Genomic DNA, 19,430 nt, shown 5'->3' with positions numbered 1-19,430 from the left:
CTACAAACATTCATCGGCGACGGAGGGAGGGCACGTGGACGACGCGGTCGAGCGACTGACCACCGAGCTGATCCGGCACCTGCGGCTGACCACCCGCGCCAAGGCGGCGCTGATCGGGGCCGAGCCGGGCTCCGCCGACCCGTCGGCGCTGCTCCTGCTGCCGCCGCTGGTGCACACCGGCCCGCTGCGCGTCACCGACCTGGCCGAGCTCAAGCAGGCCGACCCGTCGACCGTGAGCCGGCAGGCCGCCCAGCTGGTGAAGGCCGGCCTGGCCCGCCGGGAGCCCGACCCGGCCGACGGGCGGGCCTCCCGGCTCGCCGCCACGCCCGCCGGCGAGGCCGCCTGCGCCCGCCTCGTGGGCCGGCGCCGCGCCCTGATCGGCGCCGCGCTCGCCGACTGGCCGGCCGAGGCGGTCGCCGCCTTCGCCGCCCAGTTCGAGCAGTTCAACACCGCCATGGAACAGCTCCTGCGGACGGGCGGCCCGACGCCCCCCGCGGACGACAGGGAGAACCCGTGACCGAGCAGACCACCGGCGCCGCCGACGCCGCGGCCCAGCCCCACCGGGGCGGGACCGAGCTGACCCACCGGCAGATCCTCACGATCCTCGGCGGCCTCATGGTCGGCATGTTCCTCGCCGCCCTCGACCAGACGATCATGGCGACCGCCACCCGCACCATCGCCGACGACCTGCAGGGCTTCGAGCTGCAGGCGTGGGCCACCACGGCGTTCCTCATCACCTCGACGATCTCCACGCCGCTGTACGGCAAGCTCAGCGACATCTACGGCCGCCGGCCGTTCTTCCTGTTCGCGATCGCCGTGTTCATCGTCGGCTCCGTGCTGTGCGGGCTCGCCGAGACGATGTACCAGCTGGCCGCGTACCGGGCGGTCCAGGGCATCGGCGCCGGCGGCCTCATGTCGCTGGCGCTGGCGATCATCGGCGACATCGTGCCGCCCCGCGAGCGCGCCAAGTACCAGGGCCTGTTCCTGGCCGTGTTCGGCAGCGCCAGCGTCATCGGCCCGATCCTCGGCGGCTTCTTCGCCGACGCCGAGACCCTGCTCGGCACCGACGGCTGGCGCTGGGTGTTCTACATCAACGTGCCGATCGGCCTGGTCGCCATGGCGGTCGTGGCGAAGGTGCTGCACATCCCGCACACCCGGCGCGACCACCGCATCGACTGGCCCGGCGCGCTCGCCCTGATCGTCGGCCTGGTGCCGCTGCTGACCGTGGCCGAGCAGGGCCGCGACTGGGGCTGGGGCTCCGGCCGGTCGATCCTCTGCTACGTCGTCGGCGCCGTCGGCATCGTGCTGTTCCTGCTGGCCGAGCGCGCGTACGGCGACGAGGCCCTGCTGCCGATGCGGCTGTTCCGCAACCGGACCGTCAGCGTGGGCGCCGCGTCGAGCGCCATCCTCGGCATGGCGATGTTCGGCGGGCTGATGACCGTGCCGCTGTACCTGCAGATCGTCAAAGGCGCCTCCCCCACCGAGGCGGGCCTGCAGATGATCCCGTTCGTGGTCGGCATCATGGCCGGCTCCATCACCTCCGGCCAGCTCATCGCCCGCACCGGCCGGTACCGGATCTTCCCGATCATCGGCAGCTCGCTGATGCTGGTGGCGCTCGTGCTGTTCGCCACGATCGACGCCGACACCCCGCTCGGCATCACGATGATCTACATGGTCGTCATGGGCCTGGGCCTCGGCGGCAACATGCAGCCGATGATCACCGCCGTGCAGAACGCGGTGTCGCCGCGCGAGATCGGCGTCGCCACCTCCAGCGTCACGTTCTTCCGCTCGATGGGCGGCACGCTCGGCACCGCCGTGTTCCTGTCCGTGCTGTTCAACGTGCTGCCGGGCAACATCAGCAGCGCGTTCCGCACCGCCCAGGCCACCCCGGAGTTCCAGCAGGCCCTCGCCGCCGACCCCGGCCAGGCGGCGCTGCTGCAGCAGGCGCAGGGCGGCAACGCGCTCGACGACACGTCGTTCCTGACCCGGCTCACCGACGTGGTCTCGCACCCGTTCAAGGTGGGCTTCGCCGACAGCATGTCGGTCGTGTTCGTCATCGCCGCCGCCGTCATGGTGCTGGGCCTGATCGTGGTCCTGTTCCTGCCCGAGCTGGCCCTGTCGGACCGGTCCGCCGCCGCGGCCCGCGCCGACGAGGCGGCGGCGGAGGCGGACGCCGCGGGCCCCGGCGCACCGGCCGCGTCGGTGACGGCGGCGATGCGCGGCGAGCGCACCTGACCCGTCAGCGCTACCGGCGGGCGGCCGAGGCGACGATCTTCTCGGCCAGCGCCGCCGGCGTCAGCCCGAGCCGCTCGGCGGTCTCGTGCAGGAAGGTGTACGCGGCGGGCAGGTCGCAGCCGCGCTGGGCGACGATGACGCCGACCGCGTGGTCGACGGCGCCGGTGCGCAGGGTCGCGACGAGGTCGGCGGTCAGCTCGGCCTGGGCGGACCGGCGCAGCAGCTCCGCGAGCAGCACCTCGGCCTGGCCCGCCAGCGCCATCGCGGTGAGCAGCACGCCGGGCTCCAGGGCATCGCGGGCCGCGTACACGGTCAGTGCCCCGACGGACTGGCGGCGCACGTCCAGCGGGACGGCCGCGACGGCGATCCCGGCCGGGAACGGGCCGGCCCAGCGCTCGTCGGCGGCCAGGTCGGCGGTGGTGACCAGTTCCCGGCCGCGGGTGGCCGCCGCGCCCGGGCCCTCGTCGTGCGGGCCGGGCACCCCCGGCAGGTCGGCGCCGGCGGCCGCGGCCAGCGGCGGCAGGCCGTCGCCGACGAGGGTGGCCACGCACCGGTCGGCGCCGGGCAGCGCCTGGTGGGCGAACCGGGCCAGGCGGTCGAGGGCGTCCGGCACGTCGGCCGCGGCGAGCAGCTCGGCGGTCAGCTCGTGCAGCAGGCCGGCGAGCTCCACGGGGTGCGGGCCCTCGTCGGCGGCGGAGTGGCGGCGGGGTGGCCGGGGTGACCGGGGGCCGCCGTTGGCGGGCCGGCGGGCCGGCGGCGGGCCCGGGTCACGCCGGTCGACCTGATCGGCGGGCAGCACCGGACCACTGTGCCACGGCGGCTCGGTCAATCCGTCTGATCCGCGGGATCGACGGTATCGGACGAGGTACGCCGCTCCAGGACGGTGTCGGGCGCGGCGTGGGGGTCGGCCTCCCGCACGTCGGAGTCGGCGAGGATCGCCTCGGCCTGGGCGTGCGGGTCGTCGCTGCCCGCGGCGAGCTCCTCGGGCAGCAGGTCGGCGGCGCGCTGGTCCACTCGGTCGTCAGTCATGATCGCGGGATACCCCGCGGGGGGCGATCAAAAGCCCCGGGAACACACGACGCCGCCCCCGGCGGACCGGGGGCGGCGGGTGGGTGTCGGTGCGCAGGTCGCCTCTCGGCGAGTGGCGCGACGCGGCTCCAGCCGAACGGTATTCCGCGAAGGCAGTTATAGGTGAGGCCCGGGGACACTGATCGCACCGACATCCATCTCAACCGTCGGCCCCCGGACAGTGTTCCGGCAGCGCTTGTGACCCAGGTCACACCGTTTGCGGCCGCCAGCCCCGGGTAGACCGACGGCGTGACCGAGCCGAATCCACTCGATGCGTTCCTCGACGAGCTCTACCGCGGTCATGAACGGCTGACCAGCGGCGACATCCAGCGCAGCGCGATCAGCGCCGACCTTCCCGCCGACCTGCTGACCCGTGTCGACGCCCTCCCCGAGGGCGAGTACGCCCAGGACGAGGCCGCCGAGGCGCTGCAGTCCCTGTGACAGGAGAACCCCGATGAGCGAGAAACTCGAGGCACTCGGCCAGCCCGTCGAGGAGCCGTCCCCCGAGGGGGAGCACGACTTCGCCGGCGAGCACGACGCGACGGTGGTCGACAAGGACGTGCTGGACGGCGACGCCGACGGCGAGTCGGAGAGCCCCCGGGGCTGGTCCGGCATGGATCACGACGACACCGCCTGACCCGGCGCGCGACGAGGCCCCCACCGGACGTCCGGTGGGGGCCTCTCGTCGTCGAAGCTCAGGCCGCGACGGCGCGCGGCTTGCGCGGTTCCTGCTCCTCGCCGCCACCCTCGGCCGCCTCCTTGGCCATGCTGTACGCCAGCTGGAGGAAGTCCGACGCGGCGACGGCGGTGAGCGCCGTGGCCGCGTACCGGGTGAACCGGGGCGCCAGCACCAGCCCGCCGGTGAACGCCGTCGCCACCCACACCGCCAGGCAGAACGGGCAGCTGACCAGCTCGCCGACCGAGTGCTTCAGCGAGTGCGTCGTGTCCCGGACCTCCTCGTTGACCTCGGCGGCGCCGCCGGGCTCGGAGTAGCGGGTGAACGGCGCCCGCAGCGGGCTGGTCACCGCGTCCTTGCTGATCAGCCGGCTCAGCTTGTGGGTCGCCAGCGACACCAGCACCACGTCGGTCACCGCCGGCCGCTCCGGCACCGGCTTGCCGGTCACCTTCGCCGCAGCGGTCAGCGCCGTGGCGAGCGCGCCGAACCCGCCCATCGCGACGAGGTAGCCGTCGAGCGGCCGGTGCTCGTGCGGGGCGTAGGCGCGGCGCAGCCGGGCCAGTCGGTCACGGATCACGGAACCTGTCTCCTTACCGCCGGTCAGCCGGCGTTGAAGTTGTCCTCGACCTCGCGCGCGAGGGCGCGCAGCAGGTCGTCCGGGTCGGGCCCGCCCACCTCCAGCTCGACGGAGGACCCGCCGGCGTCGCCGGGGCGCACGGACAGCAGGCCGTCGGCCGCGCCGGTGAGCCGCACCGTGAGGTTGCCGGGCTCGGGCGCCGTGTCGACGCCGCCCGGCAGCCAGGCCGCGGTGCGGTCCGGGTCGGTGGCCGTGCTGAACACCACCTCGGGCGGCGCGGACATCCCGCGCACGGCCTGGCGCGACACCTCAGGAACCCTGGGTGAGGCGGCCCTGGTCGACCTCGCGCCCGGGGTGCCGGGTCAGGTACTCGCTCTCCAGCTCGGCGGTGCGCCGCAGGTGGTTGTTGAGCGCGGCGTCCGGGCCGTGGCGCAGCGTGTCGAGCCGCGTGCGGTGCAGGCTGTGCAGCTCGCGGATCAGGTCGTCGTCGCTGAGCGTGGCCGGGTCGATGCCCGGCTCGTCCTCGGTGAGCGCGTGCGGGGTCTGGGACATGGTCGTCGCTCCCTTCCTCGGCTGTTGGGTTGCCCGGCCGGACCTGCCCGAAACGTCTCCCAGGAAGCGCCGGTACGCTCCCGGGGCATGAGGGCGCTGCTGACCCGGGCGTGGATCGTCCGCCACCTGGTCGCGCTGACGCTCGTGGCCGCGTTCCTGGCGCTGGGCTGGTGGCAGATCGGCCGGGCGGCCGGCGGCAACTCGCTGAGCTGGGCGTACGCGTTCGAGTGGCCGGTCTTCGCCCTCTTCGTCGTCTTCCTGTGGTTCCGCGAGGTCCAGCAGGAGCGCCGCCGCGGCGCGGGCCCGGCCCCGGAACCGGAGGCGCCGCCGCAGTCGGCGGCCGGCTTCGGCCGCCCGGTGCGCGTGCCGGCCGCCCCGGCGCGTCCGGCGGACGACGACCCCGAGCTGGCCGCGTACAACGACTACCTGGCGTGGCTGAACGCCCACCCGGGCGCCCGGCCCGGCGACTACCCCGGCCCCCGGCCGGCGTGACCGAGGAGAGAGAAGCACCGTGCAGGGAGCCCTGACCCGTTACCGCGTGATCGCCTGGATCGTCGGCGTCGTGCTCATCGCCCTCGTGGTCGTCGGCATGCCGATGAAGTACCTGGGCGACAACGACGTCGTGGTCGCCACGATCGGCCCCGGCCACGGCTTCCTGTACATGCTCTACCTGGTGGCGTCGTGGGACCTGAGCCGCCGCGCGGGCTGGCCGTTGCAGCGGATGCTGCTCGTCATGCTCGCGGGCACTATTCCCTTTTTGTCCTTCTACTGTGAGCGCGTCGTGACGCGCTGGGCACGCACGGCGATGGAGCCGGTGCCGGCCGCATAACAAGGACCCGGGGGTCCGTTGCCGGATCGAGATCGGTCGGTCTAAGTTGTCCTGGCCGGTCCGGTCGACAGCCACTTCCCCGACAGTGGTGCCGGGGCGGCGCCGCCGAATCGCCGGCCGCTGCCGCTCCCCCGCGGCACGACCAACCCGGCCCGGTCACGCGTGATCGGGCCAGGAGCATGAACCGGGGACCCACCCGCGACACCGGGGTGAATCCGCGGAACCACGCGGTAGGACGCTCTCCCGTCCGAACCCGTCAGCTAACCCGGTAGGCGGCTCCACGGGAGAAAGGCACCCCGTTGTCCCCTGCCAGGACACGTCTGCGCGTCCTGCTGGTCGCCCTCGTGGCCCTCGCGGTCACGGGCACGACCACGACCGCGGCGTACGCCGAGCCCTCCAAGGCCGAGCTCACCAAGAAGATCGAGAAGGACTCCGAGCAGCTCGAGGACCTCACCGAGTCCTACAACAAGCTCAACGAGGAGATCAAGGCGACCAAGGCCGCCGAGGCCAAGGTCGACAAGGCCCTCGCCCCTGTCCGTGCGCAGCTCGACGCCGCCGGCGTCGAGGTCGGCGTCCTCGCCGCCCAGGCGTACAAGCAGGGCAACATCAGCGCCGCGACCGCCCTGCTCAACGGCGGCGGCGACGTCATCGACCGGCTGGCCTACCTGCAGCAGCTGTCGCGCAACCGGCAGCGCACGGTCGAGGCGTTCAACGTCACCAACGCCAAGTTCCTCGACGAACAGGCGAAGCTGCACACCGCCCGCCAGCGGCAGGACGCGCAGAAGAAGGAACTGGACGCCCGCAGGAAGGTCATCGAGGCGGACGTCAAGAAGCTGCTGGAGCTGCGCCGCCAGCTGTACGGCTCCGCGGAGGAGCCCGACACCGGCGGCTACACCGGCAAGATCCCCAACATCTCCGGCAAGGCCGGCGTCGCGGTGCGGTTCGCTTACAACGCGATCGGCACCCCGTACAAGTGGGGTGGCGCCAGCTCCTCGGGCTACGACTGCTCCGGGCTGATGATGAAAGCCTGGGCGGCGGCCGGGAAGTCTCTGCCGCACAACGCGGCCATGCAGTACAACGCGACAGCGCGGATCAGCCGCTCGCAGCTCAAGCCGGGCGACCTGGTCTTCTACCGCTCCCTCGGGCACGTCGGCATCTACGTCGGCGACAACATGGTCATCGACGCCCCCCGCACCGGCACCCGGGTGGCGAAGCGGTCCATCAACATCATGGCGCCGATGGGCTACGGCCGGGTGCGCTGACCCGCACGCACGAAAGGAAGGGGCCGCCCAGCCGGGCGGCCCCTTCCCTGTATCCCCTCGTTACGCGGCCTGCATCCCCTCGGCCCGCGCCAGCTCCCGCAGCCGGCCCAGCGCCTGGATCTCCAGCTGCCGGATCCGCTCACGCGAGAGCGAGAACCGCGAGGCGACCTCCGTGAGGGAGTGCTCGCGGCCGTCCTCCAGGCCGTACCGGGCACGCATGATGCCGGCCGACCGGTCGTCCAGGTGGTTCAGCAGGCCCTCGATGCGCTGCCGCTCCAGCGCCGTGAGGACGATCTCCTCCGGCGAGGGGGCGTCGCTGTCGGCGACCAGGTCACCCAGGTTGGTGTCGCCGTCGTCGCCGACCGGCGTGTCCAGCGACACGGTGTCCTGCGACCAGCGCACCAGCTCGGTGACGCGCTCCACGGTCACGCCGAGCGCGGCGGCGATCTGCGCCGGCTCCGGGTCCGTGCCGAGCTCGCGCACCAGCTGACGGGTGACGTTGCGCATCCGGTTGACGTCCTCGACGAGGTGCACGGGCAGGCGCACGGTGCGCTCCTGCTGCGCGATCGCCCGGCTGATCGCCTGGCGGATCCACCACGTCGCGTACGTCGAGAACTTGTAGCCACGCTCGTAGTCGAACTTCTCGACGGCGCGCACCAGGCCGGTGTTGCCCTCCTGGATCAGGTCGAGCATCGGCATGCCGGACCGCACGTACCGCCGCGCGATCGACACCACCAGCCGCAGGTTCGCCCGGATGAACAGGTCCTTGGCCCGCTCGCCCTCGACGACCAGCCGCTCCAGCTCCTCCCGGCTCACCCCGCGCCGCGCCTCACCCGTGTCGAGGAGGTGCTCCGCGTACAGCCCGGCCTCGATCGCCTTGGAGAGATCGACCTCCTTGGCGGCGTCCAGCAACGGCGTCCGGGAGATCTCGTGCAGGTAGACGCCGACCAGGTCACGCTCCTCGGCGACCTCGTCGGTGCGCATCACCATGTTGGTCTCCACGTTGCCCACGATCCCCTCGTTGTTGCCCTTCTTCACCTTGCTCCGGGCCGTCCCTGAGTTCATCAGCCCTCCCCGTGCCGTCCGCAGCCTCTGCCTCGCACCGCCGACATCTGCACAACAGATGGCGGCTCGCACTGATTCCGGCTGGTGGGTCGAAAGTGTCACGATTGCCTGAGTGCCGGCTGAGAGCGGAGTGGGTACTTCCTGAACCGCTCCCTCGTACGGGGATTCGGAGTCGTACCCCTGGTCGGATGTCCCATGCGGCGATTGCACTTCCAGGCGATTCGATGCCAACGCTCGACCCCTCGTCGTCAACGGCGACGCGACCCCGTCCCATTCCTGCGATGCGCGTCACTACCCACTACGGGTCCGTGGCGTCCGGGGTTCACTCGCAGCATCGACAGGTTGTTATTGCCCTGAAGTCCTCCGCCCAACGGTGAGAACGGTCACTCCGCTAGCGTGATCCGCATGACAGGGCGAACGGTCTTCCTCACCGGCGGCTCCGGCGGCCTCGGCCCGGCCGTCTCCGCCGCCCTCACCGCCGGCGGCTGGCGGGTGGTCGCGCCCACCCGGTCGGAGACCGACCTCACCGACGAGACGGCCGTCACAGCGGCGGTCGCCACGGCCGCCGCCGACCCGGCCGCGCCGCTGCGCGCCGCCGTCAACCTCGTCGGCGGGTTCGCCATGGGCGGGCTGGTCCACGAGACGCCGGTCGCCGACTTCGAGGCGATGCTGCGGCTCAACCTGCGCCCGACGTACCTGGTCACGGCCGCGGCCCTGCCGCACCTGACGGCGGCCGGCGGTGGCGCCGTGGTGTGCGTCTCGTCGCGGGCCGCGCTGCACCCGTTCGCCGGCGCCGCCGGGTACGTGACGGCCAAGGCGGCACTGCTGGCGTTCGCCGACGCCGTCGCCGTCGAGTACCGCGCCTCGGGCGTGCGCTGCAACACCGTCGTCCCCGGCACCATCGACACCCCCGCCAACCGGGCCGCCCAGCCCGGCGCCGACCCGTCCCGGTGGACCGACCCGGCCCGCATCGCCGACGTCATCGCATTCCTGGTGAGCGACGCGGCCACCTCCGTGACGGGCGCCCGCGTCCCGGTGTAGATCCCGTGCAGATGCGGTGTGCGGGGCAGCGGCCGCCCACCGCGCGCGCCTAGCGTGCTGATCATGAACGCCGACCGCCGGCTCCGCATCGTCCGGGGCTGCCTGCTGATCGTCGTCGCCGGCCTGGTGGTCAGCGGCGTCACCGCCTTCCCGCTCGTGGCCGAGACCCGGCTGCTGGCCGCCGTGCTGCACGACCTGCCCGCCCCGGGCGGGCTGGTCGCCTGGGTCGACCGGGTGCACGCCGGGCTCGCCGCGACCGGCGAGGCGTACCCGTTCATCGCCTACGGCACCGACTGGCTGGCGTTCGCCCACCTGGTCATCGCCGTCGCCTTCTGGGGCCCGCTGCGCGACCCGGTGCGCAACGTGTGGGTGGTGCAGTTCGGCGTCATCGCCTGCGCCGCCGTCGTGCCGCTCGCGCTCGTCGCCGGGCCGGTGCGCGGCATCCCGTTCGGGTGGCAGCTCATCGACATCTCGTTCGGCGTGCTGGGAGTCGTGCCGCTGCTGGTGGCGCTGCGGCACATCCGCGTGCTGGAACGCGCTCAGGCGGCCGCCTGGGCGAGTGGGGTGACGGCCGAGGCGTAGTCGGCCAGGGCCGGGGCCGCCAGGACGCCGCTCACGGCGGGGCGCTGGCGGGGCAGCGGCTGGGCGGCGGGCAGGTACGCCGCCAGGTGGCCGCGGATCGCGGCCGCGACCTCGTCCAGGGTGCCGTTCGCGTCCACCACGACCACGTGGGCGTGTTCGGGCAGGTCGCGGTAGGCGGCGTCGGCGGCGCGCAGGTCGCCGAGGTCCTCGTGGTCGTAGCCGCGCGTCTCGACCCGCTGCCACGCCACCTCGGGGCGGACGGCCAGCAGGAACGTCACGTCGGGGCGGGGGAAGACGCTGTACGCCACCCGGGCCAGCCGCTCGCCCGCCCGGCCGCGGCCACGGGCGCGCAGGCTGGCGTATTGGCACGCCGCGTAGCGGTCCATGACGGCGACGTCGCCGGAGCGGACCCGGCGCAGCAGGGCGCGGGCGATGGCCAGCCAGCGCAGCACCGACTCGACCAGCAGCATCAGGCGGCGGCCCAGCAGGTCCTGGGCGTCGTCGCGGCCGAAGCGCTCGGCGAGCCGGCCGAACCAGCGGCGGCCGCCGGCGTTCTGGTGGTACGTGGCGGGCAGTCCCGAGCGGCTCAGCTCAGCGGCGAGCAGGCGGGCCTGGGTGGTCTTGCCGGACCCGTCGATCCCGATCAGGGCGACGGTGCGGAGGCGACGGGGGGACGGCTGGACGACCGGCACGGACGACATACCTGTCGACGGTAGCGCGGGCGCGCATGTGCCCGCTGTGACGGAGTGTGAGACCGGGAGCCGGGGGGTATGCCTCCCATCTGCCTGACACGCCGACGCACGGGAGGCTCTGACATGCCGCATCGGGTCGACGAAGGCCTGGTCAACACGTTGAAGCGGGTGGCCGCGACGCTGAAGCAGGCCGACATCCCCTTCGCGCTGGGCGGCAGCTTCGCCGTGTACGCCCACGGTGGCCACTCCAGCGACCACGACGTCGACTTCCTCATCCGGGAGCAGGACAAGGAACGCGCCCTGGAGGAGTTGGGAGCCGTGGGCTTCGAGGCCGAGCAGCCGCCGGAGGACTGGCTGGTGAAGGTGTTCGACAGCGGCCGGATGGTGGACCTGATCTACCGCCCGGTCGAGACGCCCGTGACGGACGAGACGTTCGAGGACACCGTCATGCGGCCGGTCGAGGCCATCCACATGCCGGTGCTGTCCGCGACCCAGCTGATGGTGCACAAGCTGCTCAGCTTCACCCAGCACTACTGCGACTTCGCCCGCGGGCTGCCGGTGGCGCGTTCCCTGCGGGAGCAGATCGACTGGGCCCGGGTGCGCCGGGAGACCGCGCACTCGCCGTACGCCGAGACGTTCCTGATCCTGCTCGACCGGCTGGACGTGGTCCCGCTGGACCAGCAGGGCGAGGGCGCCGACGACGGCCGCACCCACAAGGACCACGAGGTGGCGGCCTGACGGGGGTCGCCGCTGCCGAACGGAAGGTGGTTGACGCATGACCGTGGACGAATACACCGAAGCCGAGATCCAACGGGTGCTGACCGAGGACGTCGACATCGCCGAGCAGGGCATCACGGTGGTGCGGCGCGAGCACGCGCTGATCCTGTGCGGCGAGGTGGAGAGCGAGCACCGGCGCGACGAGGTCGTGCGGCGGGTCCGCGAACTGGTGCCCGGCGTGCCGGTCACCTGCGACATCGGGATCATCCGCGCCCAGGCGCCCAGCGAGGTGGAGGAGCTGTCGTGATCAGGATCGCCGCCGTGGGCGACGTCCACGTGGACAAGGACGTGGTGGGCCGGTACCGGCCCGCACTCGAACAGCTGCCCGACGTGGCCGACGTGCTGCTGCTGGCCGGGGACCTGACCCGGCACGGCACCGCCGAGGAGGCGAAGTGCGTGGCCAGTGAGTTCGGTGACCTCGGGGTGCCCGTGGTGACCGTGCTCGGCAACCACGACCACCAGTGCAACCAGGCGCCACAGGTCGTCGAGGTGCTGGAGGGCGCCGGCATCACGGTGCTGGAGGGCACGTCGACGGTGCTGACGATCGGCGGCACCCGGCTGGGCGTGGCGGGCGTGAAGGGTTTCGGCGGCGGGTTCGCCGGCCGGTGCGCCAGCAACTTCGGCGAGCCGGAGATGAAGGCGTTCGTCGGGCACACCGAGGCCATCGCCGAGCGGCTCGGTGCGGCACTGCGCTCGCTGGACTGCGACGTGCGGGTCGCGCTGACGCACTACGCGCCGGTGCCGGACACGCTCGTCGGCGAGCCGCTGGAGATCTACCCGTTCCTGGGCTGCTACCAGCTCGGCCAGGCGATCGACTCCGCGCCCACGGCGCTGGCCCTGCACGGGCACGCGCACGCCGGCACGGAACGCGGGATGACGCCCGGCGGGGTGCGCGTGCGCAACGTCGCGCACCCGGTGATCAAGCAGGCGTACAACGTCTACCACCTGGCCGCCGACAGCCACCCGGTGGACGCGTCGGTGCTGGTGGGCCGGCACTGACCGGCCGCATCGAGCACCGTCGAGGCCCCTGTCCGCAGCGCGGACAGGGGCCTCTGTCGATCTGGTTTCCACTCTCGAGGGAGCGGGTATTCGATCAGTCATGAGCACACTTCTCTGGATCCTGGCAGTCATCCTGGTCGTCGCCGGCGTTCTCGCCCTGTTCCGTCGTCAGATTCTGTGGGGCGTCGTCCTCATCATCGTGGGCCTGCTCGTCGGCCCGGGTGGTGTGAGCATCTTCAGCTAGGGCTCGCCCTAATCCCCCGCAAGACCCGTCCCCCCGGAGCGGCCAGCGGCCCGCCTCCGATCCGGCACCGGGGTCGTCCTCGCCGATCTCTTCGTCCTCCCCGACGGAAGAATCCGCGACGACGACCCCGGCTTCTTTATGCGTGACCGCACGCACACGTTGTGCGATGCCGACGGACATGCACGTGGCTAGATGCTTGCGACGGAACCGGCAGCAATCGGGCCGGAAGAGAACAACGTTCGCGAGGTGTCCCCACGTGGCCGAGGTCCACCATTTCACGTACGGTGCGTTCAACCCGGTCGCCGCGTACCTGCTGGCGTTCCTCGGCTCGCTGCTCGGCCTGCTGTGCACCCAGCGCGCCCGCGCCGCGCAGACCCGGCACCGCCGCACCCGCTGGCTGATCATCGCCGCGTTCGCCATCGGCGGCGCCGGCATCTGGCTCATGCACTTCACGGCCATGCTGGGCTTCGACGTCCCGGACAGCCCCGTCCGCTACGACCTGCCGCTCACCCTGTTCAGCATGGGCATGGCGGTCGTCACCGTCGGCATCGGACTCGTCTTCGTCGGCCACGGGCCCCGCACCCCCTGGAAGCTGCTCGCCGGCGGCGCGTTCACCGGCACCGGGGTGCTCGCCATGCACTACACCGGCATGGCCGCGATGCACGTCGGCGGGGAGATCCACTACGACGCGGCGCTGGTCGCCGCGTCCGCCGTGATCGCCGTCGTCGCCTCGACCGTCGCCCTGTGGTGCACCGTCTACGTGAAGGGCTGGCTGCCGATCCTCGGCGCGGCCGCCGTGATGGGCGTCGCGGTGTGCGGCATGCACTACACCGGCATGGCCGCGATGAGCGTCGAGATGGCCGACGAGGTCGACATGGCCGTGGACGGCATCCGCCCGCTGCTGCTCATCGTCCCCATCACGCTCGTCACCGCCGCCGTGCTCATCGGCGTGGCGTTCAGCGCGCTGCAGGCGATGACGGAGGAGGAGTTCACCGACGGCGCCGCCGTCCCCCGCCGCGGGGCGCACGCCGAGCCGTGGTCGCTGCGGCACGCGTCGCTGGGCGCCATCCGCCGCGGCGGACGCCCCTCCCCCCGCCCGGCCGGCCGCGCCGCCGACCAGCACGCCGAGCCCGTCGCCCCGCCGCAGGACGCCGCCACGCGGGACGCCGTCCCCGCGGGCCGGACCGCGGACTGAGCCGACCGTGACCCGGCCGGTACGCCGATCGGGTATATGTGATCGGCATGGCCGCCACGACGCTGCTCACCATGCCGCTGCACGCGATCACCGAGGCGTACGGCGAGCCCGGGCTGCGCGACCGCCTGGAACTGGAGATCCGCTCCTTCCCGGCCGACGCGCAGCCCGTGCTGCGGTCCGCGCGCGAGCTGGCCGCCGAGCTGCACGCCGCCGACCGCCGCACCCGCGAGCCGTACCTGAACCACCTGCTCCGGGTCGCGGTGCGGATCATCAGCTACTACGGGGTGCGCGACGTCGACGTGATCGTCGCCGCGCTGCTGCACGACGCCGTCGAGGACCACCCGGAGGAGCTGGCCGGGCTGCCCGCGGGCACCCCGCACGCCGAGGCCACCGACGCGGCCGTCGCCGAGCTGGCCCGCCGGTTCAACCCGCGCGTCGGCGAGCTGGTCCGGTCGGTCACCAACCCCGAGTACGACCCGGGCCGCGACCGGCACGAGCAGTACCGCGAGCACGTCGCCGAGAGCCTCCACCGGGACCCGTGGGCGCGGGTCATCAAGGTGAGCGACTTCACCGACAACGGCGTCGGCGTCATCCACGCCACCGGCGACAAGGCGCGCAGCTCGGCCGCGAAGTACCGGCCGCTGGTGCCCACGTTCCGCGAGCTCATCGGGCGTGCGGACACGCCGCTGTCGGAGACCGCCAAGGAGCACATCTACGACCAGCTGGACCTCGCGGAACGGCGGTTCGCGGCGATCCTCGACGGGTGAGACGGCCCATATCGGGCAACAATGGCGGCGTGACCGCGTACCCGAAGACCTCAGCGTCCCCCGCGACCACCGACGCCGACCAGCGGTGGTGGCGCGACGCCGTGATCTACCAGATCTACCCGCGCTCGTTCGCCGACTCCGACGGCGACGGCGTCGGCGACCTGCCGGGCATCACCGCCCGCCTCGACCACCTGGTCGAGCTCGGCGTCGACGCCGTGTGGCTGTCGCCGTTCTACCCGTCGCCGCAGGCCGACGCGGGCTACGACGTGGCCGACTACGAGGCCGTCGACCCGCTGTTCGGCACGCTCGACGACGCGGACGCCCTGATAGCCGGCGCACACGAGCGCGGCCTGAAGGTCATCGTCGACCTGGTGCCGAACCACACGTCCAGCGCGCACCGCTGGTTCCAGGCGGCGCTGGAGGCGGGCCCCGGCAGCCCCGAGCGCGAGCAGTACGTGTTCCGCGACGGCCGCGGCCCCGACGGCGCCGAGCCGCCGAACAGCTGGCAGAGCGTCTTCGGCGGCTCCGCGTGGGAGCGGGTGCCGGACGGCCAGTGGTACCTGCACCTGTTCGACGTCACCCAGCCCGACCTGAACTGGGACAACCCGAAGGTGCGAGCCGACTTCGTCGGCATCCTGCGGTTCTGGCTCGACCGCGGCGCCGACGGCTTCCGGGTCGACGTGGCGCACGGCCTGATCAAGGAGGCCGACCTGCCGGACTGGACGGGCCACAGCCAGCTGCTCGGCAACCCGCTGGACGGCCCCCGCCCGCCGATGTGGGACCAGGAGGGCGTGCACGAGATCTACCGGCAGTGGCGCACCGTCCTCGACGAGTACCCCGGCGGCCGGGTGCTGGTCGCCGAGGCGTGGGTGGAGCCGCTGGAGCGGCTGGCCGCGTACGTGCGCCCCGACGAGATGCACCAGGCGTTCAACTTCAGCTACCTGGTGGCCCCGTGGACGGCGGGCGCCCAGCGCGACGTCATCGACGTGTCGACGGCCGCGAACGACGCCGTCGGCGCCACCACGACGTGGGTGCTGTCGAACCACGACGTGGTGCGCCACGCGTCCCGGCTGGGCCTGCCCGTCGGCACGCCCCGGCCGCACGGCATCGGGCCGGACGACCCGCAGCCCGACGCCGTGCTGGGGCTGCGCCGCGCCCGCGCCGCCACGCTGCTGATGCTGGCCCTGCCCGGCTCGGCGTACCTCTACCAGGGCGAGGAGCTGGGCCTGCCGGAGCACACGACGCTGCCGGGCGAGGTGCGCCAGGACCCCACCTGGTTCCGCTCGAACCACCAGTCGGCCGGCCGGGACGGCTGCCGGGTGCCGATCCCGTGGGAGGCCGACGCGCCGTCGTACGGGTTCGGGCCGACCGACGCCAGCTGGCTGCCGCAGCCGCCGGTGTTCGCCGAGCTGGCCCTGGACCGCCAGCGCGGGGTGCCCGGGTCGACGTACGAGCTGTACCGCTCGGCCCTGGCGCTGCGCGCGGAGCACGGCCTCGGCCGCGGCCGGCTGGAGTGGGCCGGCCCGGCCGCGGAGACCGTGCAGTTCCGCAACGGCGGGGTGCTGGTGCTGACCAACTTCGGGGCCGAGCCGGTGCCGCTGCCGGACGGCTGCGAGCCGCTGCTGACCAGCGAGCCGCTCACCGCCGACGGCGCCGTGCCGCAGGACGTCACGGTCTGGGCGCGGATCTAGGGGGTCCAGCCCAGCCACGTCTCGCCGGCGGTGATCGCGCCGATCCACACCAGGAAGCCCACCACAGGCACCAGGGGGACGAGCAGCGGTCGCCGCCGGCGCAGCCGCACCGCCACCACCAGCAGCGCGGCCCAGATCACCAGCAGCGTCAGCACCGCCCAGCCGGGGGCGACGAGCCCACTGGCCACGTACCAGAACAGCAGCGCCAGGTGCAGCACCAGCCCCAGCCAGCCGATCACCCGGGCCCACCACGGGGCGCGCTCTGGGGACTCCACGTCGGACATCAGGTCACCGTGCCAGATCCTCCTCGGGCGCGCCCTCGGCCGTCCGGCTGGACGACCGCCGCCGCAGCAGCAGCTCGTGCACGGCGGCGATGTCGCGCGGGGCGGTCCGCGACGCCAGCCAGTACATGACCCCGGTCGGGATGAAGAACAGCTGGAACGCGGCCAGCCCGACGGCGTAGTTCAGCGGCGGCGGGAACGCGGCGTTCAGCGTGCCGATCGCCCTGCCCACCAGGTAGTTGCCGGCGGCCCGGCCGACGCCGTTGACGAGGTTGCCGAGGCTGTAGACGGCGCCGCGGTGCTCGGGCGGGTTCACGTCGCCGATCAGCGCGAACCAGTTCGGCGCGTTCGCGCTGGTCAGCGCCAGCGCCAGCAGCGCGGTGAGCAGGCTCAGGCCGACCGTCGGCTCGGTCACCACGCTGCGCAGCACGCCGCCGATCACGGCGCCCGACCCGGCGCCGTCCGGCACGTCGATGCGCATCGGCACGAAGAACAGGGCCACGTACAGCGGCACGGCCGCGAGCACGCCGGCGGCCGCCACCAGGGCCCGGCCCCGGGGGGTACGCCGCTGCAGCCGGTCGCCGACCAGCCCGCCCAGGATCGACAGGGCCCCGCCCAGCTGGAACAGGGTGGCGAACACGCTGCCCACCACGATGGCGGTCGCGCCCGAGTAGCCCTGGTCCTCGGCGCGCGCCCGGAACAGCACCGGCAGCCACACCAGCGACCCGAACGCGGCCTGCGCCGGCAGGCCCTGCAGGATCAGCCACACGTTCGTGCGGCGGCCCAGGATGCGCGGCAGGTCGTCGGGCCGGATCCGCACGTCGTAGTCGACCCCGGCCAGCTCCGGCTCGCTGTCGCCGCGCGGGATGTCGAACGTGAACAGGTACGCCACCGTCGCGACCAGCCCGGCGATCGCCACCAGCGCGAACGGCCGCCGCCAGTCGGCGCTGCCCAGCACCCCGCCGAGCAGCGTGCCGGCCAGCGTGCCGACGCCCTGCGACAACCCCCAGAAGCTCATCACCAGCCCGCGGCGGCGCGGCGCGATGAGGTCGCTGACCACCGCGAAGCCCACCGAGCCGACCGCGCCCAGGCCGATCGCGGCGAGCACCTGCGCGGCCAGGAACCAGCCGTAGCCGGGTGCCCAGCCCGACGCGGCCGTGCCTGCCGCCCACAGCACCGAGCCGGCGACCAGCACCGGCTTGCGGTTGCCGCGGTCGCCCGCGTACGCCCAGCCGACGGCCGCCACCGCGCTGAGCAGGAACGTGATCGTGGTGACCAGGGCGACGGCCGCCTCCGGCACCCCGAAGTCCGCGCCGATGCTGCCGTACAGCGGCGGCGCCAGCCCGATCGCCACGTTGTCCAGCGACGCCAGCAGCACGAACACCACCACGCTGTACGCGCGGTGCGCGCGGCCGCCCTTCACGTCACGGACTCTAGCCGCGCGCGGGCCGGAGCCGGCTGAGTGCGCGGGCTCAGGTGGGGCGCCGGTCGATCACCGCGTCGCGGGCGGCGGCGTACTGCTCGCGGATCAGCGGCACCGGCGTGTCCTCGTACACCTCGGGGGTGGCCGAGGCCCACGTGGGCGGCGTGTCCGAGCCCAGGGCGACCCAGGCGGCCTGGCGGGCGGCCCCGTCCGCGACGTACTCCCCCGGCGGGGGGACGAGCACCGGCAGCCCGAACAGCGCCGGGGCGATGCGGCGCACCGCCTCGCTGCGGGCGCCGCCGCCGACCAGCACCACCCGGCGGGCCTGCGCCCCGTGCCGCACGAGCGCGTCGAGGCCGTCGGCGAGCGCGCACAGCATGCCCTCGACGGCGGCCCGGGCCAGGTGCGCCGGGTCGGACGTGCGCAGGGTGAGCCCGTGGATCGCGCCCGTGGCGTCGGGGCGGTTCGGAGTGCGCTCGCCCTCCAGGTACGGCACCAGCACCAGGCCGTCCGCGCCCGCCGGGGCGGACAGCGCCAGCGCCGACAGCTCGTCGTGGCCGACGCCGAGCAGCTTCGCGGCCGCGTCGAGGACCCGGGCCGCGTTCAGCGTGACGACGATCGGCAGGAACCGGCCGGTGGTGTCGGCGAACCCGGCGACCGTGCCGCTCGGGTCCTTCGGCGCCACGTCGGCCGACACGAACACCGTGCCGGACGTGCCGATCGAGATGACGACGTCGCCGGGCAGCGCGCCCGCGCCGAGCCCGGCCGCCGCGTTGTCGCCCGCGCCCGGGCCGAGCGCCGCCCCGCTGGGCAGGCTGCCCGCCCGGCCCGTCGGGCCGAGCACCTCGGGCGTGATCAACGCGCGGCCGAAGCCCAGCTCCAGCAGGTCCGGCCGGTACGCGTCCGCCGCCGCCGACCAGTACAGCGTGCCGCTGGCGTCGCTGCGGTCGGTCTTCACCGCGTCGATGCCGGGGGCGCCGGCCAGCTTCCACGTCAACCAGTCGTGCGGCAGGCACACCGCCGCCGCCCGGGCCGCGTTGTCCGGCTCGGTGCGGGCCAGCCAGCGCAGCTTGGTCAGGGTGAAGCTGGCGACCGGCACGATGCCGACCGCGTCCACCCACGCCTGCCGGCCCGCGTCGCCGCCGCCGAGGTCGTCGATCAGCTCGGCGGCCGCGCCGGCGCTTCGCGTGTCGTTCCACAGCAGCGCCGGGCGGACCACCTCGCCGGCCTCGTCCAGGGTCACCATGCCGTGCTGCTGCCCGGCGACGGACGCGGCGGCCACGTCGTCCAGGCCGCCCGCCTGGTCGATCGCCTCGCCGAGCGCCGCCCACCAGGCGTCCGGGTGGACCTCGGTGCCGTCGGGGTGCGCGGCGCGGCCCTGCCGGACGAGCTCGCCCGACTCCGCGTCGCGGACGACGACCTTGCAGGACTGGGTCGAGGAGTCGATGCCGGCGACGAGCGTCATGGTTCCTCC

General features: G+C 73.6%; 26 protein-coding genes and 1 riboswitch. Of the genes, 16 read left to right on the top strand and 10 right to left on the bottom strand.

The genetic code is table 11. From position 1 onward, the window contains the following. Positions 1-34 precede the first annotated feature (34 nt). Both Sya03_RS26165 and Sya03_RS26160 read left to right on the top strand, forming a co-directional pair. Positions 35-517 carry a MarR family winged helix-turn-helix transcriptional regulator gene (locus Sya03_RS26165; protein ID WP_203941055.1) on the top strand — a complete coding sequence of 161 codons (483 nt, stop codon included), beginning with the start codon at positions 35-37 and terminating at the stop codon, positions 515-517. Beyond that, positions 514-2,235 carry an MDR family MFS transporter gene (locus Sya03_RS26160; protein ID WP_370871975.1) on the top strand — a complete coding sequence of 574 codons (1,722 nt, stop codon included), beginning with the start codon at positions 514-516 and terminating at the stop codon, positions 2,233-2,235. The genes Sya03_RS26165 and Sya03_RS26160 overlap by 4 nt, the downstream gene beginning before the upstream one ends. Before the next feature lie 10 nt (positions 2,236-2,245). On the opposite strand, the gene Sya03_RS26155 is transcribed toward Sya03_RS26160, so the two are convergent. Both Sya03_RS26155 and Sya03_RS26150 read right to left on the bottom strand, forming a co-directional pair. Then, the gene (locus Sya03_RS26155; protein WP_239107848.1) at positions 2,246-3,034 is read right to left on the bottom strand and encodes a GAF and ANTAR domain-containing protein; all 789 of its coding nucleotides are present in this window, start codon (positions 3,032-3,034) and stop codon (positions 2,246-2,248) included. A gap of 26 nt (positions 3,035-3,060) precedes the next feature. Next, entirely contained in the window at positions 3,061-3,264 is a 204-nt protein-coding gene (locus Sya03_RS26150) for a hypothetical protein (protein WP_203941054.1), read from the bottom strand. A gap of 288 nt (positions 3,265-3,552) precedes the next feature. Between Sya03_RS26150 and Sya03_RS26145 the strand changes: the two genes are divergently transcribed. After that, on the top strand, positions 3,553-3,744 hold the full coding sequence (locus Sya03_RS26145) for a hypothetical protein (protein WP_203941053.1): 192 nt from the start codon (positions 3,553-3,555) through the stop codon (positions 3,742-3,744). Positions 3,745-3,757: 13 nt separating this feature from the next. Then, positions 3,758-3,940 (top strand): hypothetical protein, encoded by a 183-nt coding sequence (locus Sya03_RS26140; protein ID WP_203941052.1) that lies wholly within the window; start codon positions 3,758-3,760, stop codon positions 3,938-3,940. A 58-nt stretch (positions 3,941-3,998) separates the two neighbouring features. Here Sya03_RS26140 and Sya03_RS26135 read toward each other — a convergent pair whose 3' ends face one another. From Sya03_RS26135 to Sya03_RS26125, 3 genes are read right to left on the bottom strand one after another with little or no spacing between them, the layout of a single operon-like run. Continuing rightward, the gene (locus Sya03_RS26135) at positions 3,999-4,553 is read right to left on the bottom strand and encodes a DUF1360 domain-containing protein (RefSeq protein ID WP_239107871.1); all 555 of its coding nucleotides are present in this window, start codon (positions 4,551-4,553) and stop codon (positions 3,999-4,001) included. 26 nt (positions 4,554-4,579) lie between these two features. Further along, a complete protein-coding gene (locus Sya03_RS26130) occupies positions 4,580-4,840 on the bottom strand; it encodes an SRPBCC family protein (RefSeq protein ID WP_203941155.1) in 261 nt (86 codons plus the stop codon). A gap of 25 nt (positions 4,841-4,865) precedes the next feature. Then, complete coding sequence (locus Sya03_RS26125; RefSeq protein ID WP_203941051.1) at positions 4,866-5,108, bottom strand: DUF6158 family protein; 243 nt, start codon at positions 5,106-5,108, stop codon at positions 4,866-4,868. 87 nt (positions 5,109-5,195) lie between these two features. Between Sya03_RS26125 and Sya03_RS26120 the strand changes: the two genes are divergently transcribed. From Sya03_RS26120 to Sya03_RS26110, 3 genes are all read left to right on the top strand, one after another. After that, a complete protein-coding gene (locus Sya03_RS26120) occupies positions 5,196-5,600 on the top strand; it encodes a hypothetical protein (RefSeq protein ID WP_203941050.1) in 405 nt (134 codons plus the stop codon). 19 nt (positions 5,601-5,619) lie between these two features. After that, positions 5,620-5,937 carry a DUF3817 domain-containing protein gene (locus tag Sya03_RS26115; RefSeq protein ID WP_203941049.1) on the top strand — a complete coding sequence of 106 codons (318 nt, stop codon included), beginning with the start codon at positions 5,620-5,622 and terminating at the stop codon, positions 5,935-5,937. A 149-nt stretch (positions 5,938-6,086) separates the two neighbouring features. Continuing rightward, a riboswitch (cyclic di-AMP (ydaO/yuaA leader) is annotated at positions 6,087-6,227 on the top strand. Between the two features lie 9 nt (positions 6,228-6,236). Beyond that, positions 6,237-7,199: a C40 family peptidase gene (locus tag Sya03_RS26110; RefSeq protein WP_239107846.1), complete on the top strand. Its 963-nt coding sequence runs from the start codon at positions 6,237-6,239 to the stop codon at positions 7,197-7,199. A 60-nt stretch (positions 7,200-7,259) separates the two neighbouring features. On the opposite strand, the gene Sya03_RS26105 is transcribed toward Sya03_RS26110, so the two are convergent. Then, positions 7,260-8,264 carry a sigma-70 family RNA polymerase sigma factor gene (locus Sya03_RS26105; protein WP_203941048.1) on the bottom strand — a complete coding sequence of 335 codons (1,005 nt, stop codon included), beginning with the start codon at positions 8,262-8,264 and terminating at the stop codon, positions 7,260-7,262. Between the two features lie 405 nt (positions 8,265-8,669). Here Sya03_RS26105 and Sya03_RS26100 point away from each other — a divergent pair, with 405 nt between their 5' ends. Both Sya03_RS26100 and Sya03_RS26095 read left to right on the top strand, forming a co-directional pair. Continuing rightward, on the top strand, positions 8,670-9,305 hold the full coding sequence (locus Sya03_RS26100; protein WP_203941047.1) for an SDR family NAD(P)-dependent oxidoreductase: 636 nt from the start codon (positions 8,670-8,672) through the stop codon (positions 9,303-9,305). A gap of 63 nt (positions 9,306-9,368) precedes the next feature. Continuing rightward, positions 9,369-9,887 (top strand): hypothetical protein, encoded by a 519-nt coding sequence (locus tag Sya03_RS26095; RefSeq protein ID WP_203941046.1) that lies wholly within the window; start codon positions 9,369-9,371, stop codon positions 9,885-9,887. On the opposite strand, the gene Sya03_RS26090 is transcribed toward Sya03_RS26095, so the two are convergent. Then, on the bottom strand, positions 9,845-10,588 hold the full coding sequence (locus Sya03_RS26090) for a dTMP kinase (protein WP_203941045.1): 744 nt from the start codon (positions 10,586-10,588) through the stop codon (positions 9,845-9,847). The two genes, Sya03_RS26095 and Sya03_RS26090, sit on opposite strands and share 43 nt — an antisense overlap. A gap of 114 nt (positions 10,589-10,702) precedes the next feature. Here Sya03_RS26090 and Sya03_RS26085 point away from each other — a divergent pair, with 114 nt between their 5' ends. The 7 genes from Sya03_RS26085 (at position 10,703) to Sya03_RS26055 (ending at position 16,252) form a co-directional block, all read left to right on the top strand. Continuing rightward, positions 10,703-11,317, top strand: a complete 615-nt coding sequence (locus Sya03_RS26085; RefSeq protein WP_203941044.1) for a nucleotidyltransferase family protein — start codon at positions 10,703-10,705, stop codon at positions 11,315-11,317. Between the two features lie 37 nt (positions 11,318-11,354). Continuing rightward, positions 11,355-11,603, top strand: a complete 249-nt coding sequence (locus tag Sya03_RS26080; protein WP_203941043.1) for a hypothetical protein — start codon at positions 11,355-11,357, stop codon at positions 11,601-11,603. After that, positions 11,600-12,355, top strand: a complete 756-nt coding sequence (locus Sya03_RS26075) for a metallophosphoesterase family protein (RefSeq protein ID WP_203941042.1) — start codon at positions 11,600-11,602, stop codon at positions 12,353-12,355. Before Sya03_RS26080 ends, Sya03_RS26075 begins: the two co-directional genes overlap by 4 nt. A 100-nt stretch (positions 12,356-12,455) precedes the next feature. Further along, entirely contained in the window at positions 12,456-12,599 is a 144-nt protein-coding gene (locus tag Sya03_RS26070; protein WP_203941041.1) for a GPGG-motif small membrane protein, read from the top strand. A gap of 256 nt (positions 12,600-12,855) precedes the next feature. Next, positions 12,856-13,794, top strand: coding sequence for an MHYT domain-containing protein (locus Sya03_RS26065; RefSeq protein ID WP_203941040.1), 939 nt, complete (start codon positions 12,856-12,858; stop codon positions 13,792-13,794). A gap of 47 nt (positions 13,795-13,841) precedes the next feature. Further along, a complete protein-coding gene (locus Sya03_RS26060) occupies positions 13,842-14,561 on the top strand; it encodes an HD domain-containing protein (protein WP_203941039.1) in 720 nt (239 codons plus the stop codon). Positions 14,562-14,590: 29 nt separating this feature from the next. Further along, positions 14,591-16,252: a glycoside hydrolase family 13 protein gene (locus Sya03_RS26055; RefSeq protein ID WP_203941038.1), complete on the top strand. Its 1,662-nt coding sequence runs from the start codon at positions 14,591-14,593 to the stop codon at positions 16,250-16,252. Here Sya03_RS26055 and Sya03_RS26050 read toward each other — a convergent pair. The 3 genes from Sya03_RS26050 to xylB are packed head-to-tail and all read right to left on the bottom strand — an operon-like array spanning position 16,249 to position 19,421. Next, entirely contained in the window at positions 16,249-16,536 is a 288-nt protein-coding gene (locus tag Sya03_RS26050; RefSeq protein WP_203941037.1) for a hypothetical protein, read from the bottom strand. The two genes, Sya03_RS26055 and Sya03_RS26050, sit on opposite strands and share 4 nt — an antisense overlap. A gap of 4 nt (positions 16,537-16,540) precedes the next feature. After that, complete coding sequence (locus Sya03_RS26045) at positions 16,541-17,956, bottom strand: MFS transporter (protein ID WP_203941036.1); 1,416 nt, start codon at positions 17,954-17,956, stop codon at positions 16,541-16,543. A gap of 49 nt (positions 17,957-18,005) precedes the next feature. After that, the gene (gene xylB, locus Sya03_RS26040) at positions 18,006-19,421 is read right to left on the bottom strand and encodes a xylulokinase (protein WP_203941035.1); all 1,416 of its coding nucleotides are present in this window, start codon (positions 19,419-19,421) and stop codon (positions 18,006-18,008) included. Positions 19,422-19,430: the final 9 nt, after the last annotated feature.

The organism is Spirilliplanes yamanashiensis, assembly GCF_016863475.1.
GTDB classification, from domain to species: domain Bacteria; phylum Actinomycetota; class Actinomycetes; order Mycobacteriales; family Micromonosporaceae; genus Spirilliplanes; species Spirilliplanes yamanashiensis.
Note: the sequence above shows the minus strand (reverse complement) of the source record. Positions and strands in the feature narration are given on the sequence as shown.

Bases quoted from the DNA above. Each gene is read 5' to 3' on its own strand.
- Sya03_RS26100 (WP_203941047.1), top strand. From the start codon at position 8,670: ATGACAGGGCGAACGGTCTTCCTCACCGGCGGCTCCGGCGGCCTCGGC.
- Sya03_RS26125 (WP_203941051.1), bottom strand. From the start codon at position 5,108: ATGTCCCAGACCCCGCACGCGCTCACCGAGGACGAGCCGGGCATCGAC.
- Sya03_RS26070 (WP_203941041.1), top strand. From the start codon at position 12,456: ATGAGCACACTTCTCTGGATCCTGGCAGTCATCCTGGTCGTCGCCGGC.
- Sya03_RS26060 (WP_203941039.1), top strand. From the start codon at position 13,842: ATGGCCGCCACGACGCTGCTCACCATGCCGCTGCACGCGATCACCGAG.
- Sya03_RS26150 (WP_203941054.1), bottom strand. From the start codon at position 3,264: ATGACTGACGACCGAGTGGACCAGCGCGCCGCCGACCTGCTGCCCGAG.
- Sya03_RS26085 (WP_203941044.1), top strand. From the start codon at position 10,703: ATGCCGCATCGGGTCGACGAAGGCCTGGTCAACACGTTGAAGCGGGTG.
- Sya03_RS26080 (WP_203941043.1), top strand. From the start codon at position 11,355: ATGACCGTGGACGAATACACCGAAGCCGAGATCCAACGGGTGCTGACC.
- xylB (WP_203941035.1), bottom strand. From the start codon at position 19,421: ATGACGCTCGTCGCCGGCATCGACTCCTCGACCCAGTCCTGCAAGGTC.
- Sya03_RS26105 (WP_203941048.1), bottom strand. From the start codon at position 8,264: ATGAACTCAGGGACGGCCCGGAGCAAGGTGAAGAAGGGCAACAACGAG.
- Sya03_RS26120 (WP_203941050.1), top strand. From the start codon at position 5,196: ATGAGGGCGCTGCTGACCCGGGCGTGGATCGTCCGCCACCTGGTCGCG.
- Sya03_RS26050 (WP_203941037.1), bottom strand. From the start codon at position 16,536: ATGTCCGACGTGGAGTCCCCAGAGCGCGCCCCGTGGTGGGCCCGGGTG.
- Sya03_RS26090 (WP_203941045.1), bottom strand. From the start codon at position 10,588: ATGTCGTCCGTGCCGGTCGTCCAGCCGTCCCCCCGTCGCCTCCGCACC.
- Sya03_RS26130 (WP_203941155.1), bottom strand. From the start codon at position 4,840: ATGTCCGCGCCGCCCGAGGTGGTGTTCAGCACGGCCACCGACCCGGAC.
- Sya03_RS26095 (WP_203941046.1), top strand. From the start codon at position 9,369: ATGAACGCCGACCGCCGGCTCCGCATCGTCCGGGGCTGCCTGCTGATC.
- Sya03_RS26140 (WP_203941052.1), top strand. From the start codon at position 3,758: ATGAGCGAGAAACTCGAGGCACTCGGCCAGCCCGTCGAGGAGCCGTCC.